General features: G+C 44.4%; 18 protein-coding genes and 1 riboswitch. Of the genes, 17 read left to right on the top strand and 1 reads right to left on the bottom strand.

Translation table 11 applies throughout. The features are described from left to right. Positions 1-88: 88 nt before the first annotated feature. From CALPO_RS0103970 to CALPO_RS0103890, 17 genes are all read left to right on the top strand, one after another. Positions 89-1,057, top strand: a complete 969-nt coding sequence (locus CALPO_RS0103970; protein ID WP_035172145.1) for an ROK family protein — start codon at positions 89-91, stop codon at positions 1,055-1,057. 122 nt (positions 1,058-1,179) lie between these two features. Next, positions 1,180-2,250 (top strand): threonine-phosphate decarboxylase CobD, encoded by a 1,071-nt coding sequence (cobD, locus tag CALPO_RS0103965; RefSeq protein WP_084295155.1) that lies wholly within the window; start codon positions 1,180-1,182, stop codon positions 2,248-2,250. An 81-nt stretch (positions 2,251-2,331) separates the two neighbouring features. Continuing rightward, on the top strand, positions 2,332-2,739 hold the full coding sequence (locus tag CALPO_RS0103960) for a ferritin-like domain-containing protein (RefSeq protein ID WP_026486175.1): 408 nt from the start codon (positions 2,332-2,334) through the stop codon (positions 2,737-2,739). Between the two features lie 161 nt (positions 2,740-2,900). Further along, the gene (infC, locus tag CALPO_RS0103955) at positions 2,901-3,431 is read left to right on the top strand and encodes a translation initiation factor IF-3 (protein ID WP_026486174.1); all 531 of its coding nucleotides are present in this window, start codon (positions 2,901-2,903) and stop codon (positions 3,429-3,431) included. Positions 3,432-3,447: 16 nt separating this feature from the next. Further along, complete coding sequence (gene rpmI / locus CALPO_RS0103950; RefSeq protein WP_026486173.1) at positions 3,448-3,648, top strand: 50S ribosomal protein L35; 201 nt, start codon at positions 3,448-3,450, stop codon at positions 3,646-3,648. 11 nt (positions 3,649-3,659) lie between these two features. Next, positions 3,660-4,016 carry a 50S ribosomal protein L20 gene (gene rplT / locus CALPO_RS0103945; RefSeq protein ID WP_035172143.1) on the top strand — a complete coding sequence of 119 codons (357 nt, stop codon included), beginning with the start codon at positions 3,660-3,662 and terminating at the stop codon, positions 4,014-4,016. A 44-nt stretch (positions 4,017-4,060) separates the two neighbouring features. Further along, positions 4,061-5,401, top strand: coding sequence for a TrkH family potassium uptake protein (locus CALPO_RS0103940; RefSeq protein ID WP_035172140.1), 1,341 nt, complete (start codon positions 4,061-4,063; stop codon positions 5,399-5,401). A 14-nt stretch (positions 5,402-5,415) separates the two neighbouring features. Continuing rightward, complete coding sequence (locus CALPO_RS0103935; protein ID WP_026486170.1) at positions 5,416-6,075, top strand: potassium channel family protein; 660 nt, start codon at positions 5,416-5,418, stop codon at positions 6,073-6,075. After that, a complete protein-coding gene (locus tag CALPO_RS0103930) occupies positions 6,072-6,845 on the top strand; it encodes a TrmH family RNA methyltransferase (protein WP_026486169.1) in 774 nt (257 codons plus the stop codon). Before CALPO_RS0103935 ends, CALPO_RS0103930 begins: the two co-directional genes overlap by 4 nt. A 17-nt stretch (positions 6,846-6,862) precedes the next feature. Beyond that, a complete protein-coding gene (gene pheS, locus CALPO_RS0103925) occupies positions 6,863-7,873 on the top strand; it encodes a phenylalanine--tRNA ligase subunit alpha (RefSeq protein WP_456059073.1) in 1,011 nt (336 codons plus the stop codon). 14 nt (positions 7,874-7,887) lie between these two features. After that, positions 7,888-10,281: a phenylalanine--tRNA ligase subunit beta gene (gene pheT, locus CALPO_RS0103920; RefSeq protein ID WP_026486167.1), complete on the top strand. Its 2,394-nt coding sequence runs from the start codon at positions 7,888-7,890 to the stop codon at positions 10,279-10,281. Then, the gene (locus tag CALPO_RS0103915; RefSeq protein ID WP_026486166.1) at positions 10,278-11,633 is read left to right on the top strand and encodes a CCA tRNA nucleotidyltransferase; all 1,356 of its coding nucleotides are present in this window, start codon (positions 10,278-10,280) and stop codon (positions 11,631-11,633) included. The genes pheT and CALPO_RS0103915 overlap by 4 nt, the downstream gene beginning before the upstream one ends. A 32-nt stretch (positions 11,634-11,665) precedes the next feature. Further along, entirely contained in the window at positions 11,666-12,046 is a 381-nt protein-coding gene (locus tag CALPO_RS0103910; protein ID WP_026486165.1) for a cell division protein ZapA, read from the top strand. Between the two features lie 9 nt (positions 12,047-12,055). After that, positions 12,056-14,392: a U32 family peptidase gene (locus tag CALPO_RS0103905; RefSeq protein ID WP_026486164.1), complete on the top strand. Its 2,337-nt coding sequence runs from the start codon at positions 12,056-12,058 to the stop codon at positions 14,390-14,392. Between the two features lie 3 nt (positions 14,393-14,395). Further along, the gene (locus CALPO_RS0103900; RefSeq protein ID WP_026486163.1) at positions 14,396-16,759 is read left to right on the top strand and encodes an endonuclease MutS2; all 2,364 of its coding nucleotides are present in this window, start codon (positions 14,396-14,398) and stop codon (positions 16,757-16,759) included. A 4-nt stretch (positions 16,760-16,763) separates the two neighbouring features. Beyond that, on the top strand, positions 16,764-17,201 hold the full coding sequence (locus tag CALPO_RS0103895) for a DUF523 domain-containing protein (protein ID WP_026486162.1): 438 nt from the start codon (positions 16,764-16,766) through the stop codon (positions 17,199-17,201). A gap of 129 nt (positions 17,202-17,330) precedes the next feature. Continuing rightward, positions 17,331-17,460: riboswitch (cyclic di-AMP (ydaO/yuaA leader) on the top strand. Positions 17,461-17,465: 5 nt separating this feature from the next. Then, entirely contained in the window at positions 17,466-18,275 is an 810-nt protein-coding gene (locus CALPO_RS0103890; protein ID WP_026486161.1) for a LysM peptidoglycan-binding domain-containing protein, read from the top strand. A 46-nt stretch (positions 18,276-18,321) separates the two neighbouring features. On the opposite strand, the gene CALPO_RS13195 is transcribed toward CALPO_RS0103890, so the two are convergent. Further along, positions 18,322-20,952: a PBP1A family penicillin-binding protein gene (locus tag CALPO_RS13195; protein WP_051585815.1), complete on the bottom strand. Its 2,631-nt coding sequence runs from the start codon at positions 20,950-20,952 to the stop codon at positions 18,322-18,324. Positions 20,953-21,028: the final 76 nt, after the last annotated feature.

Here is a 21,028-nt window from a genome sequence, read left to right as displayed (position 1 = left end):
ATATCCTTTTTTTGCATGAGCGTCGTTGACACGGTGTATAAAATATACTATGCTTTTATCGTAGTATAATATTTGAAAGGGTGATATTATGTCTGACAAAGAGTACATAGTAGGAGTGGACCTGGGAGGTACCAAGTTGAGCACTGTTCTCATAAATAAAGTAGGAGAGGTCCTGGTAAGGGAAAATGTCCCTACTGAGGCATATAAAGGGCCTGATGCGGTAATACAAAAGATAAAGGATACCATACACACTGTTATGGATAAAGCAGGGGTGTCCTTAGGCGAACTGGAGGGTATAGGAATAGGATCGCCTGGTCCGCTGGACGCTGAAAAAGGGGTTATCAGGTTTACGCCTAACCTGCCTGGTTGGGTAGATGTTCCATTGAAAGACAGGATACAGGAAGAATTTCCAGTACCTATAAAAGTAGACAATGACGCCAATGCAGCTGCTGTTGGGGAAGGGATTTTTGGAGCCGGCAAGGGCATCAAAAACTTTGTGTACATAACGGTGAGCACGGGTATAGGAGGAGGCGCCTTTATAGATGGCAAGCTATTTCACGGAGAGAATTCCAACGGTGCAGAGTTAGGTCACACCACCATTGATATGAATGGCCCTCTGTGCGGTTGCGGCAATTATGGCTGTTGGGAGGCTTTGGCTTCTGGTACTGCCTTTACCAGGCGTGTTGTAGAGGGGCTTAAAAGCGGCAGGAGAGAGTCCATAATACTGGATATGGTGGGAGGGGACATAGAGAAAGTAGACGCGAAGGTGGTATTTGACGCTGCGCGAAAAGGGGACGAATACGCGCTGGAGATGGTGAACAGAGAAGCAGAGCTTTTAGGGGTTGGCATATCCAATATCATAAACAGTTTTAATCCCCGGCGCATTATAATAGGTGGAGGCATGTCCAACGACCTCGATATGATGTACGCAGGGATAATGAAGGAAATAGGCAAAAGGGCTTTAAAAGCCAATGCAGAGGTAGTAGAAATTGTAAGAGCAAAGCTTGGCAAGGATGCTGGGGTGTTAGGAGCAGCTGCCCTTATATTAAGCCAGTAGAGGGAAAAAGGAGATTAAAAAGAGCGGAATAGCCGCTCTTTTTTTAATCCAATTTTGCTGCTGGTGAATACAATACAATCCACTATCAATATATGATATAATAAGTCAATGGGGTGGTAGAGATGGAACACGGTGGCAATATATATAAGGCTGCAGAGCAATACGGAATAGATCTGGACGCTATAGTAGACTACAGCGATAACGTTAATCCCCTGGGGGTGCCTTACAGCGCTAAAGAAGGCATACTCAACAACATAGATGCCCTTTCCCATTATCCAGATCCTGAGTACAAGCAGTTGAGGAAAGCTATATCCGAATATACCTCTGTTGATTTTGAAAACATCATTGTTGGCAATGGTGCTACCGAGCTCATATCCCTTTTTATAAAGGTTTTAAAGCCAAAAAAAGCGCTGGTGGTTATGCCGGCTTATTCAGAATACCAAAGAGAGCTTGAGATTAATGGGGCCCGCGTTAGCCATTACGTTTTGAAGCGCGAGAAAGACTATAAAGGAGATGTAGAAGAGCTGTGCGCTATGGTTCAGGGCAATGACATCGTGGTGATATGTAACCCTAATAACCCCACGGGAACTGCTTTTACCGCTGACGAAATGAAAAGAGTGGCTGAAGCCAGCCGCATACACGGTGCCTATTTAATGGTGGACGAGACGTATGTGGAGTTTACCGATGATATGAGCGTGTATTCTTCTTCCGGCATTTTGAATGAATACCCCAATGTATTTATAATAAGGGGTTTTTCAAAGTATTTCGGCATTCCCGGGTTGAGGGTAGGATATGCCATGACCTCTGACAAAGAACTGCTGCGCTTTATAAACGATAAAAAGGACCCATGGTCGGTGAATCTTCTGGCAGATATTGCTGCGAGATCTGTCCTTAAGGATAAAGACTACATAAGGCGATCCAAGGATTTTATGAGCTCTGAGAGACGCTTTATGGCATCTGAGCTGAAAAAAATCGATAAATTGAAGGTTTATGACTCCGTGTGCAATTTCTTTTTGTGCGAAATATTGGCCGATATACCTGCCAAAGAAATCGCTCGGGCTGCTGTAAAAAAAGGGTTGCTCATCAGAGATGCATCTACATTTAAATACCTAGGCGACAAAGAGTTCAGGGTGTGTATAAAATTAAGAAAAGAAAACCAGCTGCTCCTTGATTTTCTGAAGGGTGTGCTTTAACAAAAATTGCGTTAAATCACAATTGCTTTTCCCTCTGCATAGTATGTATTATGGTGCATATCGCGAAGAGGAGGGGAAAGCGTGCCCGAGTATTACGACTTCATATCGAGAGTGTACTACGCTTTGATAGACGAGGCAAAGGCTATAAAGTATTATAGTTTGCTTCTTAAAATGGCACCAGAGGAAGATATGGAGATAATAAAATCTATAAAAGAGGACGAGGAGAGGCATTACAGGTATTTTTTAAGTATGTACATGAGTATGACGTATCAGGCGCCACCGGCATTTGAGATAGAGGCTCATCTGGCAGACGATTATTCCGATGTTCTGGAAGATGCATTAAACGATGAGCTTCACGCTGCTCAGTACTATATGCAGGTATGGCTGGCGGCTCCTAATGGGTATTTCAAAGAAAGAATCCAATCTATAATAATAGATGAGCAGGTTCATGCGATGAAATTGGAGCATATCTACGTAAAAGAGGGATAATGAATGCTTGACTGCATGGCAGAGATTTGTTATAATTTATACGCAATGTTAAATCAAGTAGAGTACGTGCTCTCACCTTACACCTACGGTAGTAAGGTCAATACGGTTTAGTAAGGCGTATTGAAAAGGTGGGTGAGGACAACCCGCTTTTTTTGTTTTAAATATTTAGGAGGTGTGTTTTTATTAATAATAACGATTTACAGGTTAACGAGGAAATTAGAGATAAAGAGGTCAGATTGATAGACGTGGATGGGCAACAGCTGGGGATTATGTCTGCAAGGGATGCCCAGATAATAGCCAACAAAAGGCAGCTGGACCTGGTTAAAGTTGCGCCAATGGCCAATCCTCCCGTATGCAAACTTATGGATTACGGAAAGTACAAGTACCAGATGACCAAGAAGGAAAAGGAAGCTCGCAAAAAGCAGAAGACCATCGAGGTTAAAGAGATTCGAATGACGCCTGGCATTGAAGAGCATGATTTCAATGTAAAGGTGAAGAACGCTCAGAAATTCCTAAAAGATGGAAATAAAGTAAAAGTTACTATAAGGTTTAGGGGACGCGAGATGAATTACACCGATATTGCCACTGACCTCTTAAATAAGTTTGCAGACAAATTAAAGGAAGAGGGTTCGGTTGAGAAAAAACCTGTAATCGACAATAAAAATATGTACATGATAATTTCGCCAAAGTGAAAAGGAGGATATAGAAATGCCGAAAATGAAGACAAATCGATCTGCTGCTAAAAGGTTTAGGTTTACTGGAAGCGGCAAGATAAAGAGAGCAAAAGCGTATAAGAGCCATTTACTTACCAAAAAAGATGCAAAGCGTAAGAGGAATCTGAGAAAAGCTTCGCTTATAAGTGGATCTGACTATAATAAGATTAAAAGATTATTGCCTTACGCTAATTAGGAGGTATCGCTATGAGGGTTAAAGGTGGAATTGTCACAAGGAGAAGGCATAAAAAGATACTAAAACTCGCAAAGGGATATTTTGGAGCTAAGAGCAAGCTTTATAGAGTTGCTAACCAGGCTGTTATGAAATCGCTTCAATACGCTTATATAGGGCGTAAACAGAAAAAGAGAAACTTCAGGAGGTTGTGGATAACAAGGATTAATGCAGCTGCCCGAATGAATGGCTTGTCGTACAATAGGTTGATGAACGGCTTAAAGTTAGCGGGTGTCAAAATAAACAGAAAAATGCTTGCTGATTTAGCTGTAAATGACAGCGAGGCATTTGCGCAACTGGTAGATGTAGCCAAACAGAAATTGAATGCTTAAAACTGTTTGAGAAGGCCTTTTTAGGGCCTTTTCTGTATAAGAAGGTGATTGTAATAAGACATCGGTTGACGCCTACACAGGTATTGGCTTTAGGCTTTGCAGGTATTATAGTAATAGGAGCGTTGCTTTTGACGTTGCCTGTGGCGACCAGAAGTGGTGAAAGCGCGGGTTTTTTGACGGCATTATTTACGGCTACATCTGCTGTTAGTGTGACAGGCCTTGTAGTGGTGGACACAGGTACATACTGGTCTACTTTTGGGCAGATAGTCATAATGTTGTTGATACAGGTGGGCGGCCTTGGGATCATGACTATGTCTACCCTTTTTGCTTTGATTCTGGGCAGAAAAATCACGTTTAAAGAGAGGCTGGTAATGCAAGAGGCCTTTAACCTTACCAGCGTTGGTGGTATTGTTAGATTTGCTAAGTATATACTTATAGTATCCTTTTTGTTTGAAAGTATTGGCGCAGCTATATTGAGCATAAGGTTTTTGCCACAGATGGGGTTTAAAAAAGCCGTATATTATGGCCTGTTTCACTCTATTTCTGCGTTTAACAATGCTGGTTTTGACCTGATGGGAAATTTTAATAGTTTGACGGGATATGTCTCTGATTGGGTAGTAAATCTGGTGATAATGGGTTTGATAGTCTTTGGCGGACTGGGGTTTTACGTTTTGCTGGACGTGTACGAGCAAAAGCATTTTGCTAGGTATACGTTGCATTCAAAAGTCGTGATTACCATGACGTTGTTTTTGATTGTGGCAGGTGCTTTGCTTATATTCCTGTTTGAATACAATAATCCCAAGACGTTAAAGCCGTTGAGCTTTTCTACGAAAATACTGGCTTCCTTATTCCAGTCTGTTACTCCTAGGACGGCAGGGTTTAATACCCTATCTCTTCCTGATATGACAACCGCTTCTAAGTTTTTGACAATAATACTTATGTTTATAGGGGCTTCACCTGCTGGGACTGGAGGAGGCATAAAGACCACTACTTTTGGGATCATCCTTTATACAGTTTTATCTGTTGTAAAAGGCGAAGAACAGGTGGTGCTTTTTAAGCGCACTATACCGAGGTCTACTGTGTATAGAGCTATAGCCATAGCGTTTATAAGCATTTTTATCGTGTTGTCTGTCACCATGGTCTTGTCTAGAACTGAGACGTCAGACTTTTTAACAGAATTGTATGAGACCACGTCGGCTTTTGGTACCGTAGGGCTGTCTCTTGGGCTTACCCCTAAATTGACTGCAATTGGCAAAATTGTTATAATACTTACAATGTATAGCGGTAGGGTTGGCCCGTTGACTCTGGCGCTGGCGTTGGCCCAGAGGCAGAAAGAGAAAAAATCCATTATGAAGTACGCAGATGAAAAAGTTATGGTGGGTTAGGATGAGGTGATGGGATGAAGCAGTTTATTGTCATCGGTTTAGGAAGTTTTGGCATGAGCGTTGCCAAATCCCTTTATGAAATGGGCAATGATGTGCTGGCCATAGATAAAGATGAGGAGTTGGTTCAGGCTATTTCCGGGTCAATAACCCATGCGGTGCAAGCCGATGCTGCCGATGAAGATGTGCTTAAGTCGTTGGGGGTAAAAAATTTTGATGTGGCGATAGTGACTATAGGTGACGATATGCAGTCCAGCATCTTGATAACAATGTTAGTAAAAGATATGGGAGTGAAGTACGTAATAGCAAAAGCCCACAATGAACTACACGCGAGGGCCCTGTACAGAGTGGGGGCTGATAGAGTGGTTATGCCTGAAAAAGAAATGGGGATAAGGGTTGCCAGGAGCATCCTGTCTACCAATGTATTGGATTTTATAGAGCTTTCTGATGAGTACAGCATAGTAGAGATTATGCCCATTGACGACTGGTTTCAAAGGAGTCTGAAAGAAATAAACATGAGGGGTAAATATGGTTTAAACGTCATAGCTGCTAAAAAAGCAGGGAGAGATATCGTGGTATCGCCAGGAGCTGATTATGTGGTTGAACATGGCGATGTTTTGGTGGTGTGTGGCAAAAACAATGACATCAACAGATTTGAAAAAAGGCATGAGAGATGATGATCACGAGTTTGGATAATCCGATAGTTAAAATGGCTGCGAGCTTGAGGCAAAGGAAATACCGTTATCGCTTAAAAAAGTACGTTGCAGAAGGGGTTAAGTTAGTCGAAGAGGCGCTGAGAAGTAATGCTTCTGTGGATTTTATATTGACTGTCAACCAAGAGGCGGACTACGGCGATGTAAAAACTTATGTGGTAAGTGAGAAAATATTTAAAAAGCTCAGCGAAGTAGAATCCCCTCAGGGGGTAATGGCTGTAATAAACATGGAAGAACACGAGTTAAGCGATATAATGAGCGGAAGTAACAACCTGCTAGTGGTGCTGGATGGGCTGCAAGACCCGGGGAATATAGGGACTATTATAAGGGCTGCTGATGCCATGGGCGCTGGGGGTATTGTGGTTTTTAAAGGTACCGGTGATGTATACAATCCTAAAGCAATCAGGGCTTCTATGGGCAGCATTTTTCATATTCCGGTGGTTTTTTCTCAGGATCCAGTGGTGGTTTATCAAGAGCTCAAAAGAAAGGGAATGAAGATAGCAGCTACTAGCCTTGAAGGGGATGTATATCCTTATGAAATCGACCTCATGAATACAGCGGTGATTTTTGGCAATGAAGGCAATGGGATAAGCCGTGTCAGCGAAGAACAGAGTGATGTGCTGGTAAAAATACCTATGGACGGAATGGCTGAATCGCTAAATGTAGCGATGTCTGCTGCTATAATTTTATACGAAGCTTTGAGGCAGAGAAAAAGAGGAGGTTTACGGGTGTGAAAGAAAAACTTGAAAACATCAGGTCTCAAGTTGCCCAGGAGATTTCAAAGGCAAATAGCCCTGAGGAGCTGGAAAAAATAAGGGTAAAGTACCTGGGCAAAAAGGGTTTGCTTACGGAAATTTTGAAGGGTATGGGGAAATTGCCCCCACAAGAAAGACCTGTTATCGGCCAGATAGCCAATCAACTGAGGGATTACATAGAGGAATCTTTGGTCAGTGCAAAAAAAAGCATTTTGCAAAAAGAAAAGCTAAAGAGGCTAAGTGAAGAAAAAATCGACGTGACTATGCCTGGCAGAGTAAAGAGCGTCGGAAAACGGCATCCACTTACGTCCACGCTGGATGAGATAAAAGACATATTTCTGGGTATGGGATTTAGCATTGTTGATAGCCCTGAGCAAAGTCCTGAGATTGAGTTAGATTATTACAATTTTGAAGCGTTGAACATACCTAAAAACCATCCTTCCAGGGATATTCAAGACAGTTTTTACATCAATGAGGATATAGTGTTGAGGAGCCAGACGTCTCCGGTACAAGTGAGGACTATGGAGAGGCAAAAGCCACCTATAAGGGTTATCGTCCCAGGCAGGGTTTACAGAGCAGATGAGGTTGATGCCACTCATTCCCCTATATTTCACCAGATAGAGGGGCTGGTGGTGGATAAGCACGTCACTATGGGGGATTTAAAAGGAGTGTTAGGAGCTTTTGCCAGAAAATTGTTTGGCCCGGATACCAAGACAAAATTCAGGCCCAGCTATTTTCCTTTTACCGAGCCCAGTGCTGAGGTAGATGTTACTTGTTTTGCATGCGGTGGAAAGGGTTGCAGGGTCTGCAGTGGTACAGGCTGGATTGAGATACTGGGCGCTGGAATGGTTCATCCAGCTGTTTTAAAGATGTCTGGAATAGATCCTGAAGTTTACAGCGGCTTTGCCTTTGGGATGGGGCTGGACAGGATAGCCATGTTGAAGTACGGCATAGACGATATGCGATTGCTGTTTGAAAACGACATGAGGTTTATAGAGCAATTTTAAAGGGAGATGGTATGATGTTGGTACCCCTAAATTGGTTGAAAGAATACGTGGATATTGATGAGAACATGGATGTGAAAGATATTGTAGAGAAATTTACCATGTCTGGTTCTAAGGTAGAGAATATAGAAGTATTGGGGCAAGGGATAAGCGATGTGGTGATAGGGCGTATTGTGGAAATAAAAAAACACCCTGCGGCTGATAAGCTGGTGATATGCCTTGTAGACGTAAAGGATGAACTTTTGCAGATAGTCACAGGAGCTACCAATGTATACGTTGGCGCGTACGTCCCTGTGGCTAAAGTAGGAGCTACGCTGCCTGGAGGCGTAAAAATAAGGAAACAGAAGCTAAGGGGTGAAGAGTCCCTTGGCATGTTGTGTTCGGCTGAGGAGCTAGGCATAGATGAGCAATTGGTTTCGGCGGAGTCCAGAGGTGGTATATACATATTGCCTGAGCTGCCTTTGGGCATGGACGTCAAACAAGCACTGGGGTTAAACGACATTGTTATAGATTTTGAGCTAACCCACAACAGGTCTGACTGCATGAGCATGGTAGGCATGGCCAGGGAAGCTGCTGCTGTGTTCAACAAAAAACTTGATTATCCTGCTATTGACGTAAAGGAAGTGGAGGAAAAAGTAGAGGACTACGCCGATGTGGAGATAGCCGCTGATGACCTGTGCCCACGGTATGTGGCCAGGGTTGTGAAAAATATTAAGATAACTCCTTCGCCCTTGTGGATGCAGCAGAGGCTCATTAAAGCAGGCATGAGGCCTGTCAACAATATAGTAGACGTCACCAACTACGTGATGCTGGAGCTGGGACAGCCACTCCACGCCTTTGACCTGGATAAAGTAAAAGGCAGAAGGATCATAGTCAGGCGGGCGCAAAAGGGCGAATTCATAGAGACTATCGACCATCGCACAAGAGAGCTGGACGAAACCATGCTGGTTATAGCTGATATAGAAAGACCTGTGGCTATAGCCGGTATAATGGGCGGTTTGAATACCGAGATTACCGACGAAACCACCACGATACTTATTGAATCCGCTACCTTTAACGGCAGTAACGTGAGGTTGACGTCCAGGAAATTAGGATTAAGGAGCGAGGCATCTTCCAGGTTTGAGAGGGGATTGGACCCTAACCTGGCTTTAGATGCTGTTAACAGGGCTGCACAGCTTATAGAGGAAATCGGGGCAGGTGAGGTGCTAAAAGGCACTATAGACGTGTATAAAAAGCCGGTGAAGCCGTGGCGTGTGGCGGTAAGACCTCACCGTGTAAATAGTTTGCTAGGGACGGAGATAGATACCGCGTACATGGCCGATCTTCTGGAAAGACTAGGTTTGAAATGCCTTATAAAAGAGGATACAATAGAGGTAGAAGTACCTACTTTCAGACAGGATTTAAGAATAGAGGCCGACATTGTAGAAGAAGTGGCAAGGCTTTACGGGTATGACAACATACAGGAGACCCTTTTAGACAATTGCAAGGCTTCGGTGGGGTTGAAAACGTACGAGCAAAAGATGGAAGATATGACAAGAGATATAATGGGTGCTTGTGGGTTAAATGAAGTCGTTACATACTCTTTTGAAAGCCCTAAAGCTTTTGACAACATCCTGCTCAGAGAAGATGATCCCAGGAGAAAAGCCATACAGATAGCCAATCCTCTGGGGGAAGAGTACAGCGTCATGAGAACAACTATGATACCCTCTATGCTGGATGTGCTTTCCCTGAATTTAAATAGGCGTGTGGAGAGGGCTGCAGCGTACGAGATAGGAAGGGTATACTTGCCCGAGGAACTGCCCCTTAAAAAGCTTCCTGTGGAGGTAAGGATGTTGTCTATAGGCATATACGGCGATGGAGCAGATTTTTACGACATAAAAGGCATTGTGGAGACTTATCTTAACGCATGCAGTATTAAGGCTCAGTTTAAGCCGGCGGCAGATCCCACTTTTCACCCAGGAAGAGCGGCGGAAATCTTTATCGAAGGGAAGAGAGCTGGTGTAATCGGTGAGATACATCCTGATGTGGCAGAGATATATAATATGAATAAGAGGGTATACGTGGGAGAAATTAATCTTGATGTAGTGTTTAAAAAGGCTAATATGGTCAAAACTTACAGGCCGTTGCCTAAGTTCCCGGCTGTCACGAGGGATCTCGCCGTGATCGTGCCGGATGACGTAGCTGTAGGAGATTTAGAAGGAGCCATTGAGAGAGCCGGCGGGGAGCTTATAGAGAGGATTAAGCTTTTTGACGTATACAAAGGGGACCCTGTTCCTGAAGGCCACAAGAGCGTAGCTTTCTCCCTCATTTTCAGGTCAAAGGAGAAAACCCTGGTTGATCAGGAGGTAAATGAGGTTTTTGATAAAATTGTACAGGAGTTAAATAAAGGATTTGGAGCAAGATTGAGATGAGTAAAACATACGAAATACCGAGTTTTATAGTAGATGTGTGCAGACAACTAAAAAATAATGGGTATGAGGCATATGTAGTAGGAGGGGCTTTAAGGGATATCGCTCTGGGGAAAGAGAGCAATGACTGGGATATAGCCACAAGCGCCTTGCCGGAAGAGATGTCGCGGGTTTTTCGCGGCATCATTCCATATGGAGATTTTGGCACGATGTTACTGGTTAAAAATGGAGTTAAAATCGAGATAACCCCGTATCGTAATGATGCCCCAGGGCGTAAACCTACGTATAAGATGGGAGGTACCATCTATACCGATTTGGCTAGAAGAGATTTTACCGTCAATTCTATGGCGTACGACCCTATTGACGACGTATTTATTGACCCTTATAATGGGCTTGAAGATTTAAAGAAAAGGGTTATAAGGTGTACCGGTTCCACCAGGCGTATATGGGAAGATCCCCTGAGAGCGATACGGGCTGCCAGGTTCCAGTCTCAACTGGGATTTGCCATTGAAAACTCCACCTATTACGCGCTGGTCTCTCGCAGACAGGAATTGTCTGCTGTATCTAAGGAAAGGATAAGGGATGAGTTCAACAAGTTGCTTATGGGAGAACACGTATCTCAGGGGCTATATACGCTGGTGACGACGGGCCTTATGGAGTACGTAATTCCCGAGCTTATGGACGGGATGGGCGTAGAGCAGATTGGAAGTCACGTGTACGACGTTCTTGAGCATAACCTTATGGCTTGTGTTTTAGCTCCTCCTGTATTACACATAAGGTTGGCTGCGCTTTTACACGATGTAGGTAAGCCCTATACCATAGTGGAAGGCGAGGACGGTCGCCATTTTTACGGCCATGAGTACAAATCGACGGAGATAGCTCGAAAAGCCTTGCGAAGGCTCAAATATCCCAACGATGTTATAAACAAAGTGCTTTTGCTTGTCAAAAACCATATGTTTACGTACAACAGTCAGTCAACCCTCTCCGCCGCCAGGAGGCTTATAGCTAAGCTGGGCTGGGATGGGGTATATGACCTTATTGAATTGAGAAAAGCCGACAGGATGGCCGGAGGGGCAAAGGTACTGCTGGGTAAGAGCCTGGAGAAACTCATAAACGATCTGGAGATTATCAAGAGCCAGGAAAATGCCTTTACGGTAAAAGACCTTAAAGTTGACGGCAATGACCTTAAAGCTAGACTGGGATTAAAAGAAGGACCTGTTATCGGTGAAGTACTTAGGTACCTTCTGGAAATAGCCCTAGATTATCCCGAAAAAAACCGATATGGAGATCTTATATTGTTGGCGCGGGAGTACCTGAAAGGTAAAGGTTATTGGAAGGAAGGGGAAGGCGATTAGAGAATTATACAAGCTTTAAGGTGGTGTTTTTTATGGGAGAGGAAACCAAAAAAACAGTGGTAAAGATAAATGGGTATGAATACGTAATGAAAGGTACGGTTTCCGAAGAGTACATGCACAAGCTGGCGCTTTATGTGGATAAAAAAATCGCTGAGGTCAGCGAGCGCAATAAAAAGCTGAGCACGGTTATGGTGTACGTGCTTACTGCGATAAACATCGCCGATGAATTAGAGAGAGAGAAGCAAAAAAATGAGGTATTATCGGCTAAGTTAAACGAGTTGCAGACCAAGATAGTGTCTTTGATGGAAGAAAACCAGAACTTAAAAGAAGAGCTAAAAAAAAGCCGTGAGGAATTAGATGAGTTCATCAACACCTTTGACAACAGAAACGGCAAAATTCGAAAGTTGAAGTGAGATGATCCCATGAATGTAGAGTTACTGGCACCTGCTGGCGATTGGGAAGCTTTGGTGGCAGCGGTGCAAAATGGCGCTGATGCTGTGTACGCAGGGGGAAGGGCTTTTAGCGCCAGGGCCTATGCCCGAAATTTTGATAGGGATGAGCTGAAAAAAGCTATAGATTATTGTCATCTCTATGGTAAAAAGCTATATATCACGGTAAACACCGTGGTTGATGACTATGAGCTTAAAGAGATGGTATCCTATGCCGCAGACCTTTATGAGATGGGAGCTGACGCCTTTATAGTACAGGATCTGGGTGCTGCCAGGGTTATGATCGATATGGGATTGCCTGTTCATGCCAGCACTCAGATGAATGTACACAATGCTAAAGGCGTCAAATTTTTGCAGGATATGGGATTTAAGCGGGTGGTTTTAGCGAGGGAACTCTCCCTGAAGGAAATCCAGGATATAGTGGCAAAAACCTCGATGGAAATAGAGGTGTTTGTGCACGGAGCGCTGTGCGTTTCTTATTCAGGGTTATGCCTTATGAGCAGTCTGATAGGGGGTCGCAGCGGCAATAGAGGAAAGTGTGCTCAGCCTTGCAGGAAACTTTATCAACTGGTGGATGCTAGTGGGAATGCTGTCGGGGAAAAGGGCTATCTTATGAGCATGAAGGATTTAAACACCGTTGAGCGATTAAAGGATATAGTTCAAGCAGGGGTTACTTCTTTAAAGATAGAAGGAAGGATGAAAAGGCCGGAATACGTGGCTACGGTTGTAAAAGCGTATAGATCCGCTTTGGATGGTGTGTTGACCTTACAAGATGTAAAAGACCTTAAAGCTATATTCAGCAGGGATTTTACCCCGGGTTATATACTGGGGGAACAAGGCCCATCTGTGGTGAATACCCATAGCCCTAATAATCAAGGCGTTTGCATAGGCAGGCTTTTGAGCGTCAAAAAAGGGGTAGGTACCTTTGAGTTTGATGTGCCGGTGTCTTTAGGAGACGGGATAAGGATAGGAGATGTTGGTTTTACCGTCTCAGCCATTTATAAAAACGGGGAAAAGGTACAGGAAGCTAGTGGGAGGGTACAGATACCTGTAAAGGAAGTAAAACCAGGGGATGTGTACAGGACGTCAGATGTTAAGCTCATCCAAAAAGCGCGCATGTCGTATCAGGATATTTACAGCCGTAAAATACCTGTGGAGGTTTACGGGGAAGTCCATTTGGGCTGTCCGATGAAGCTAAAGTTATGGGATGGGACTAATGCTGTGGAAACAAAAGGTTCTGTAAATGCCGAGAGAGCGATAAAAAAGTCCCTGGACCCTGACAGGGTAAAAGAGCAGTTGTGCAAGACGGGTGGTACGCCGTACAGGGTAGAGCACATACAAGTAGATGTGGATGAAGGCGTAATGCTGCCTGTAAAGGAAATAAACAGCGTGAGGAGGTCAGCGCTGGAAAAACTCACGGAGCTTAGGTGTTACACGGGGCCTAGGCCCATGAAAAAGCCTGAGTACGCAGTAGCAAAACGGCCACTTGAGAACGAGATAAGGCTTTATGCCAAGGTTTTAAGCGCTGCGGATGGATCTCAAGCCATTAAAGGAGGTATAGACGGCGTATACGTTCAGAGCGTGAATATAGATGAGCTGTTGACTGCGTGGGATGAGTGCAGATCAAAAGAGGTTGAATTTATATGGGCATTGCCTTATATCACGAGAGAAAAAACTATGGATGAGGTTTTAAAGTTGGCGGAAAAACTGGCCTGTGAGGGAATTGATCGGGTGGCAGTATCCAATTTAGGGCTTGTGCAGCCTCTCCACGACATAGGATATACATTGCACGGCGACCATACTTTAAACGTGTTCAATTCACAGTCGGTATTTTCGTTGAGAGAGCATGGTGTGAAAGTAATTGCGCTTTCCCCTGAACTCAGGTTGTCGCAGATAAAAGACATTGTAGATATAGCAGGAGGAGGGCTGGAAGTTGTAGCCTACGGTTATATACCTGCTATGATAACAGCCTATGATCCTGTAAAAAAAGCCTTGCTCTTAAAGGGAATTTTGGCAGATGCAGAAGGGTACGGCATAAGAGACGAGACAGGTGTTGTGTTTCCTGTAAAGAGGCATAGTTATACTATTGTGTACAATTCGCGGCCCATTTTTATGGCTGACAGGATCAGCGACGTAGTGGATGCGGGTGTTAAAAATCTGAGACTGGATTTTATTGGCAATGGTGAGGACATCTGCTGCATTGTCGAATGTTACAGGTCATGTCTGGAAGGGGATTGTGAAAACGCGCGAGAGATAAGAGAGCACATAGGGAAATTTACCAGGGGACATTTTTACAAAGGGGTGGAATGAGTATTGGTAAGCGATAAAACTCTGAAGATGCTGGAATACGACAAAATAATATCCATGTTGAAAGAGCTGACGGCCAGTGAAATGGGCAGAGAGCAGGCAGGCAGTCTTATGCCTTCAGAGGATATTGAGGAGGTAAGATTGCGACTTCGGGAGACCACTGAGGCCAAGGCGCTTATGTACAGGAAAGGCAGTATTTACCTGGAAGGCCTTGCGGACGTGAGATATTGGGTAAAAAGAGCGCAGGCAGGGGGAATTCTGTCCATGGAGGAACTCCTCAAAATAGCGCGCTGCCTTAAAATCGCGGCTAAAGTGAAGGAGTATTTCCAGGATGAGGACGAAAAATCGCCTTTGCTTAGTGGTTACGCCAAGGAGCTAAAATCCAATAAGTCGCTGGAGGAGCGCATTTCAAAGGCGATAATTTCAGAGGAAGAAATGGCCGATACAGCGAGCCCCACCCTTTACGATATAAGAAAGCAGATCGCGCGCATGAATGAGAAGATAAGGGAAAAACTTAATTCATATATATCCTCACCTGCTTATCAGAAAATGCTGCAAGACCACGTCATCACTATGAGGGGAAATAGGTACGTCATCCCGGTCAAGCAGGAGTACAGATCAGCCATACCGGGTATTATCCACGATCAATCTAGCAGCGGCGCTACTCTTTTTATAGAGCCTATGGCTGTGGTGGAAGCCAATAACGAAATAAACCAATTGAGGCTCAAAGAAAAGGATGAAATTGAGAGGATATTAAAAGAGCTCTCAGCTATGGTAGCAGATAGCGCGGATATGCTCATGGCAAACCAACAGATACTGTCAAAATTAGACTTTATTTTTGCCAAAGCCTCGTTGAGCTTTAAAATGAAAGGCGTGGAGCCGACGCTCAATAAATCAAAGCGCATATACCTCAAAGGGGCAAGGCATCCCCTTATCCCTGATGATGTGGTTGTGCCTATAGACGTGCATGTGGGAGATGAATTCACGTCTTTGGTCATAACAGGGCCAAATACGGGTGGTAAGACAGTAACCCTTAAGACAGTGGGACTGCTGACGCTCATGGCCCAAGCAGGTTTACACATAAGCGCTGAGGAAGGAACTACTTTAGCGGTGTTTAACCATGTGTTTGCCGACATCGGCGACGAACAGAGCATAGAGCAAAGCCTGAGCACTTTTTCAGCACATATGACCAATATAGTGGAAATACTAAATGAGGTGGATGACAACTCCCTTGCCTTGTTTGACGAGTTGGGAGCAGGAACTGACCCCGCTGAAGGGGCGTCTTTGGCCATGGCTATTCTGGATAGGGTGCACACAAAAGGAGCGATAACTATTGCAACAACTCACTACAGCGAACTCAAGGCATATGCGCTTACAAAGGATTTTGCAGAAAATGCATCGGTAGAATTTGATGTGGAGACGTTGAGGCCCACTTATAGACTTTTAATAGGGGTGCCTGGGAAAAGCAACGCCTTTGAGATATCCCGCAGGCTGGGGCTTGATGAGAGCATAATAGAGGATGCCAGGGGTTTTCTAAGTGAAGAGAGCATAAAGTTTGAGGACTTAGTGGTGGATCTGGAAAGAAAGCGGAACATGGCGGAAGAAGAAAGAAAAGAAGCTGAGGCATTGAGACTGCAACTGGATAATTTAAAGCAGGAATACGAGGAAAGGATACAACAGCTAAAACTGGAGTACAAAAAGAAGATAAATGAAGCCAAAAGAGAAGCTTCGCAATTGCTAGTTAATGTGCGCAGGGAAGCCGACTTGCTGCTCAAGGATTTGAGGAAGGAAATGAAAGAAGGGGACATCCGCCAGCGAATGAAGGACATAGAGACGGCAAAGGACAAAATAAATAAAATGCTTGATATGGTGCTTCCTGAAGAGGAAAAGCCACAGTACGAGCAGGTAATACCAGAAGACATAAAGCCGGGGGACGAAGTCCTGGTAGTAAGCCTCAACAACCGTGGGATCGTTCAGTCGGTTAACGGCGATGAAGTATTGGTGCAGCTGGGGGTCATGAAGGTAAATGTCCCTATAAGGGATGTAAGAAAGCAAAAGCCTTCAAATGTTGTTTCAAAGAAATCAGCAATAGGGAAAATGGTAGCGCAGAAATCCATGTATATATCATCTAATATAGATTTAAGGGGTAAAAACCTTGAAGAGGCACTTATGGAATTAGATAAATACATCGACGACGCATATCTCGCCAATTTAAGCTTGGTGACAGTTATCCATGGAATAGGCACAGGGGTATTAAAAAGCGGGGTAAGGCAGTACTTAAAGACCAACAACCATGTACGGTCTTTTCGTCCAGGCAGGTACGGAGAGGGCGGAGACGGAGTTACCGTTGTCGAGCTTAAAGAGAGGTGATAGGGTGTTAATCGTTAGCGCATGCCTTGCTGGGCTTAACACCAGGTATGATGGCAAAGGCTGTATTGATGAGAAGGTGTATAAACTCATAAAAGAGGGAAAGGCCATACCGGTATGCCCTGAGCAACTGGGGGGACTTTCTACTCCCCGATGTCCTTCGGAGATTTGCGGGGGTACAGGATGTGATGTGCTGGATCGCCGAGCTAGAGTTATAACTTCCGATGGAAGGGATGTTACGGAAAACTTTGTGCGAGGAGCGTATGAAGTGTTGAAACTGGCAAAAGCGGTACGGGCAAAAAAGGCTGTGCTAAAAGCAAAAAGCCCATCTTGCGGATGGGGAAGCGTTTACGATGGCACTTTTACAGGGAACTTAATTAGGGGCAATGGCGTAACAGCAGAGCTATTGATGAGAGAGGGCATAGATATTGAAAGCAGAGGTTAAAGCCCTCTTTTTTATTTGCCAAAGATGATGGAAATACAGGCTTTATATGCCTACATTTCCATCAAATTAATATAGATTTACCTTTTGTTATTTGTTAATATTATATTAAACATATTACAAATTTATTAACAATATATTAAGCCGAATCTCCTTAAAGGAGTACGGGGGGATTTTTTCAGGGGTGAATCTCGAGGATTCGAGTAGGGTAACCTCAACCCGAACCCGGCAACTAACCTCGGAGGCGAAAGAGGAGGAAGAAGGCATATGTTCAAGTCAAAAAAGGCCACAGCATTTGTGGCGGCGTTAGCCCTATCCTTTGCCTTATCTCAGACCGCTTATTCCGGCACTTATAAGGTTGTACCGGGAGATTCCCTTTACACAATAGGGAAACTTTTTAACACCACGGCTTCAGCTATTATGAGGGATAATAACCTCACTGACACATGGATTTATCCAGGGCAGGTTTTATATGTTCCTTCGATTGTGTATACGGTGAAAAGCGGTGATACCTTGTACCTTATAGCCAAAAGGTACGGAGTATCGGTTTATTCTCTGCGCAAGGCCAATGGTATATGGGGCGATTACATATACCCTGGACAACAGCTCAACATACCAGGTTCAGGTTCGACGACAGGAACCTCATCAAATAGCGGTAGCTATCAGGAGGCATCCAGAGGATCTGTATACAGAGGCGTTATCTCTTATACGTTAAGCGATTTGGATTTATTGGCGAGATTGATAACGGCAGAGGCAGATGGAGAGCCTTATGAGGCTAAAGTAGGCGTAGGGGCTGTAGTTATAAACAGAGTCAAAGATTATCGATTTCCTGACACCATACCTGATGTGATATATGAGAAAACTGACGGATATTATCAATTTACACCTGTAGCCAATGGTTGGATCAATAAGCCGGCATCTGATGAGGCTAAAAAGGCAGCGTATGATGCACTTCATGGCAGTGATCCTACCAAAGGTGCTCTGTTCTATTTTGACGACAGCACCACGAACTCGTGGCTGTGGTCTCAACCTATAGCGGCAAGGATAGGCAGAATGGTATTCACATACCTCAGATAAAATTAAAGGAGAGGGCAGAAGAGAGGACATCTGATATGTCCTTCTTTTACTGGCCTTTTTTGCCTTTAAACAGCCCATTAATCATATCCTGAAGATTGGTTGCAGGGGATTTATGAGTACCTGAAGTATTGTCTTGCATCGTTGGGCTGTTGTTATTGTTTTCTCCCTGGTTTTGGCCGCTCTGCCCAGGAGATGTGGTGCTGTTACCGTTCTGTTCTCCTGTGCCAGAAGGAGGAGTTGCGGTGTTGTTGTCACCGGGTTGGTTTTGATTTTGGTTACCGCTTTGGGGATTAGAAGGATTTGGGTTCTCTTGGGGACCTGGGGACTCTGGAGGCGTGGTTTCTTTACTGCTATTGCTTCCGCTATCAGGGTTTATTGAAGAAGGACTTGTATGCTTGTCGCACGTCTGAGATGGTACAACGTACCTGCCGTCCTGGGTGTATTGGTTGAGCTCAGGAGATCTGCCAGGGGGATTTATAAATACCCGTTCTTGCACGAACTGAGGTGGGCAATAGTCTGTGGCTAATTTGTTGGTGGATATGTCGATTTTTGCTTTTACATGTACCTTGCAGTATGTGGTAGGTACTGTTCCCTGTATGAAAATTTCTTTGTATACCCTGTTGCCCCTGGGATCTTGTCTGCATACATCTGTAGGTAAATCACCTGAGTCTTTACATACGTATGCGCTGACGATTCCTTCAGGTTTGGTAAAACCGGCGTATTTCATTCCGCTGTGTATCTGTTGCATCACCGCGCGCCACATCATGGCTGGGTAAGACCCTCCTACTACCTTAAGGCCGTATCGGTCTACCATGGTCTTTGGCTGGTCATATCCCATCCATACTACTCCCACGTATTTTGGTGTAAAGCCAGCAAACCACGCGTCGTGATAATCTTCTGTCGTCCCTGTCTTGCCTGCAACCGCCATATTGGGTAAAGCGGCATTAGTCCCTGTACCTGCTTTTACAACAGATTCCATCATGTTGGTGATGATGTAGGCTACTTGTGGGCTGACCACAACCCTTTTTGAAGGGCGGTTATCTATTACGACGTTGTCATTGCGGTCCAAAACTTTGGTAAAGGTTATAGGCTTTACGTAAACGCCTCCGTTGGCTAGTGCACCGTATGCTCCTGCCATCTCTAGAGGGGTTACTCCCTGGGTAAGGGCGCCCAGTGAAAGGGCAGCAGGGGAAAGGCTATCAGCTTTGCTTAACCCAAGGCCAAACCTGATACCGTATTCATAGGAAGTCTGGGTTCCCAACGTCATTACCAGCTTAGCGGCAGGGACGTTTATGGAGTTTTGAAGTGCAGTCCTTAGCGTGACAAGACCCCTGTAATAACCTGATTCGTAGTTTTCAGGTCTCCATGGACCGCTGCCTTTTATGTCAAAGGTTACAGGTGCATCATCTATTACTGAAGCTGCAGTGTAGCCGTTATCGATAGCAGGGGTATAGACCGTGATAGGCTTTATGGCTGAGCCCGGTTGCCGACGGCTTACAGCCCTATTTAGCAGAAACTTTCCTGATTGAGTACCTCTTCCCCCTACCATCCCTTTTACTTCGCCTGTTTTGGGGTCTAGCACTACCATAGCCCCTTGAGGCTCTATAATGTTTTCACGTTGATAGTTCTTTACGTATTCATCTTTGGGAAACAGCCTGTTATTTTTAAAATTTTGTTCGATAGCATCCTGTATTCTCAAGTCCATGGTGGTATAGATTTTATACCCACCTGTGTATATCTTATTCAGGGCTTCGTTATAGCTTATGTTTTCTCTTTTTTGCAACTCGGCCGCCACGTCCTGTATTACCTGGTCTATAAAGTATTGATGCTGGTAGTCATTTAAGCCCTCAGCCTTTTTATACACCAGTTTTTCGGCCTTTGCCTTTTCGTACTCTTCCCTTGTTATAAACCCGTTTTCTAACATCTTGTAAAGAACCAGTTCCTGACGCTCTTTTGCTTTTTTAGGGTTCACATAGGGCGAATTGGTAGATGGATTGTTGTTGATTCCGGCAAGTAAGGCTGATTCTGCCAGATCCAGCTCGCTTACGTCTTTGCCAAAGTAGGCTAACGAGGCTGCTTCTACCCCATAGGCGTTGAGGTTAGAGTTTCCTAGAAAGATAGTATTTAAATACGCTTCTAGTATTTGGTCTTTCGAGTATATGTTTTCAATTTGCCACGCCAGTACGGCTTCCTGAATTTTGCGTTTTAGCGACTTTTCTGAAGACAGCATCGTATTTTTAACCAGTTGTTGGGTTATGGTGCTGCCGCCTTCAGAAAAACTCCTGGTCTTGATATCTGCGATCAGCGCGCCAAAAATCCTCTTTATGTCAATTCCATGGTGTTCTCTAAACCTCTGGTCTTCAATGGCTATAAAAGCATTTTGCAAGTCTTTAGGTATTTTGGATATGCTCACCCACAAACGATTGTTGGCGCCGTGAAACAGTGCCACTCTCTGCCAGTTGCCATTAGCGTCTTTCGCGTAAACGGAGGTGGATAGGTTTTGCTCAAGAAGTGCATCAGGGGAGAGCTTTGGCGTAGAGCTTATGATGGCCATCACCTTTCCCCCTGCTGCACCGATGGCTATGGCCAGCAATGCTACGATTATCAACAACGCTACCCTTAGTACGCTTATTCTCTTTTTGCGCTTTGATTTGACGGATGATCTAGTTTCGGCCATTTCAAAGCCTCCTTAATGAAATACTGATCAATACAATTATACCATATAAAATCCTTTAACACTATAAGCTTGGAGA

It is taken from the genome of Caldanaerobius polysaccharolyticus DSM 13641 (assembly GCF_000427425.1).
In the GTDB taxonomy this organism is placed as follows: domain Bacteria; phylum Bacillota; class Thermoanaerobacteria; order Thermoanaerobacterales; family Caldanaerobiaceae; genus Caldanaerobius; species Caldanaerobius polysaccharolyticus.
The sequence above is the reverse complement of the archived record's forward strand: the minus strand, read 5'-3'. Positions and strand labels throughout refer to the sequence as shown.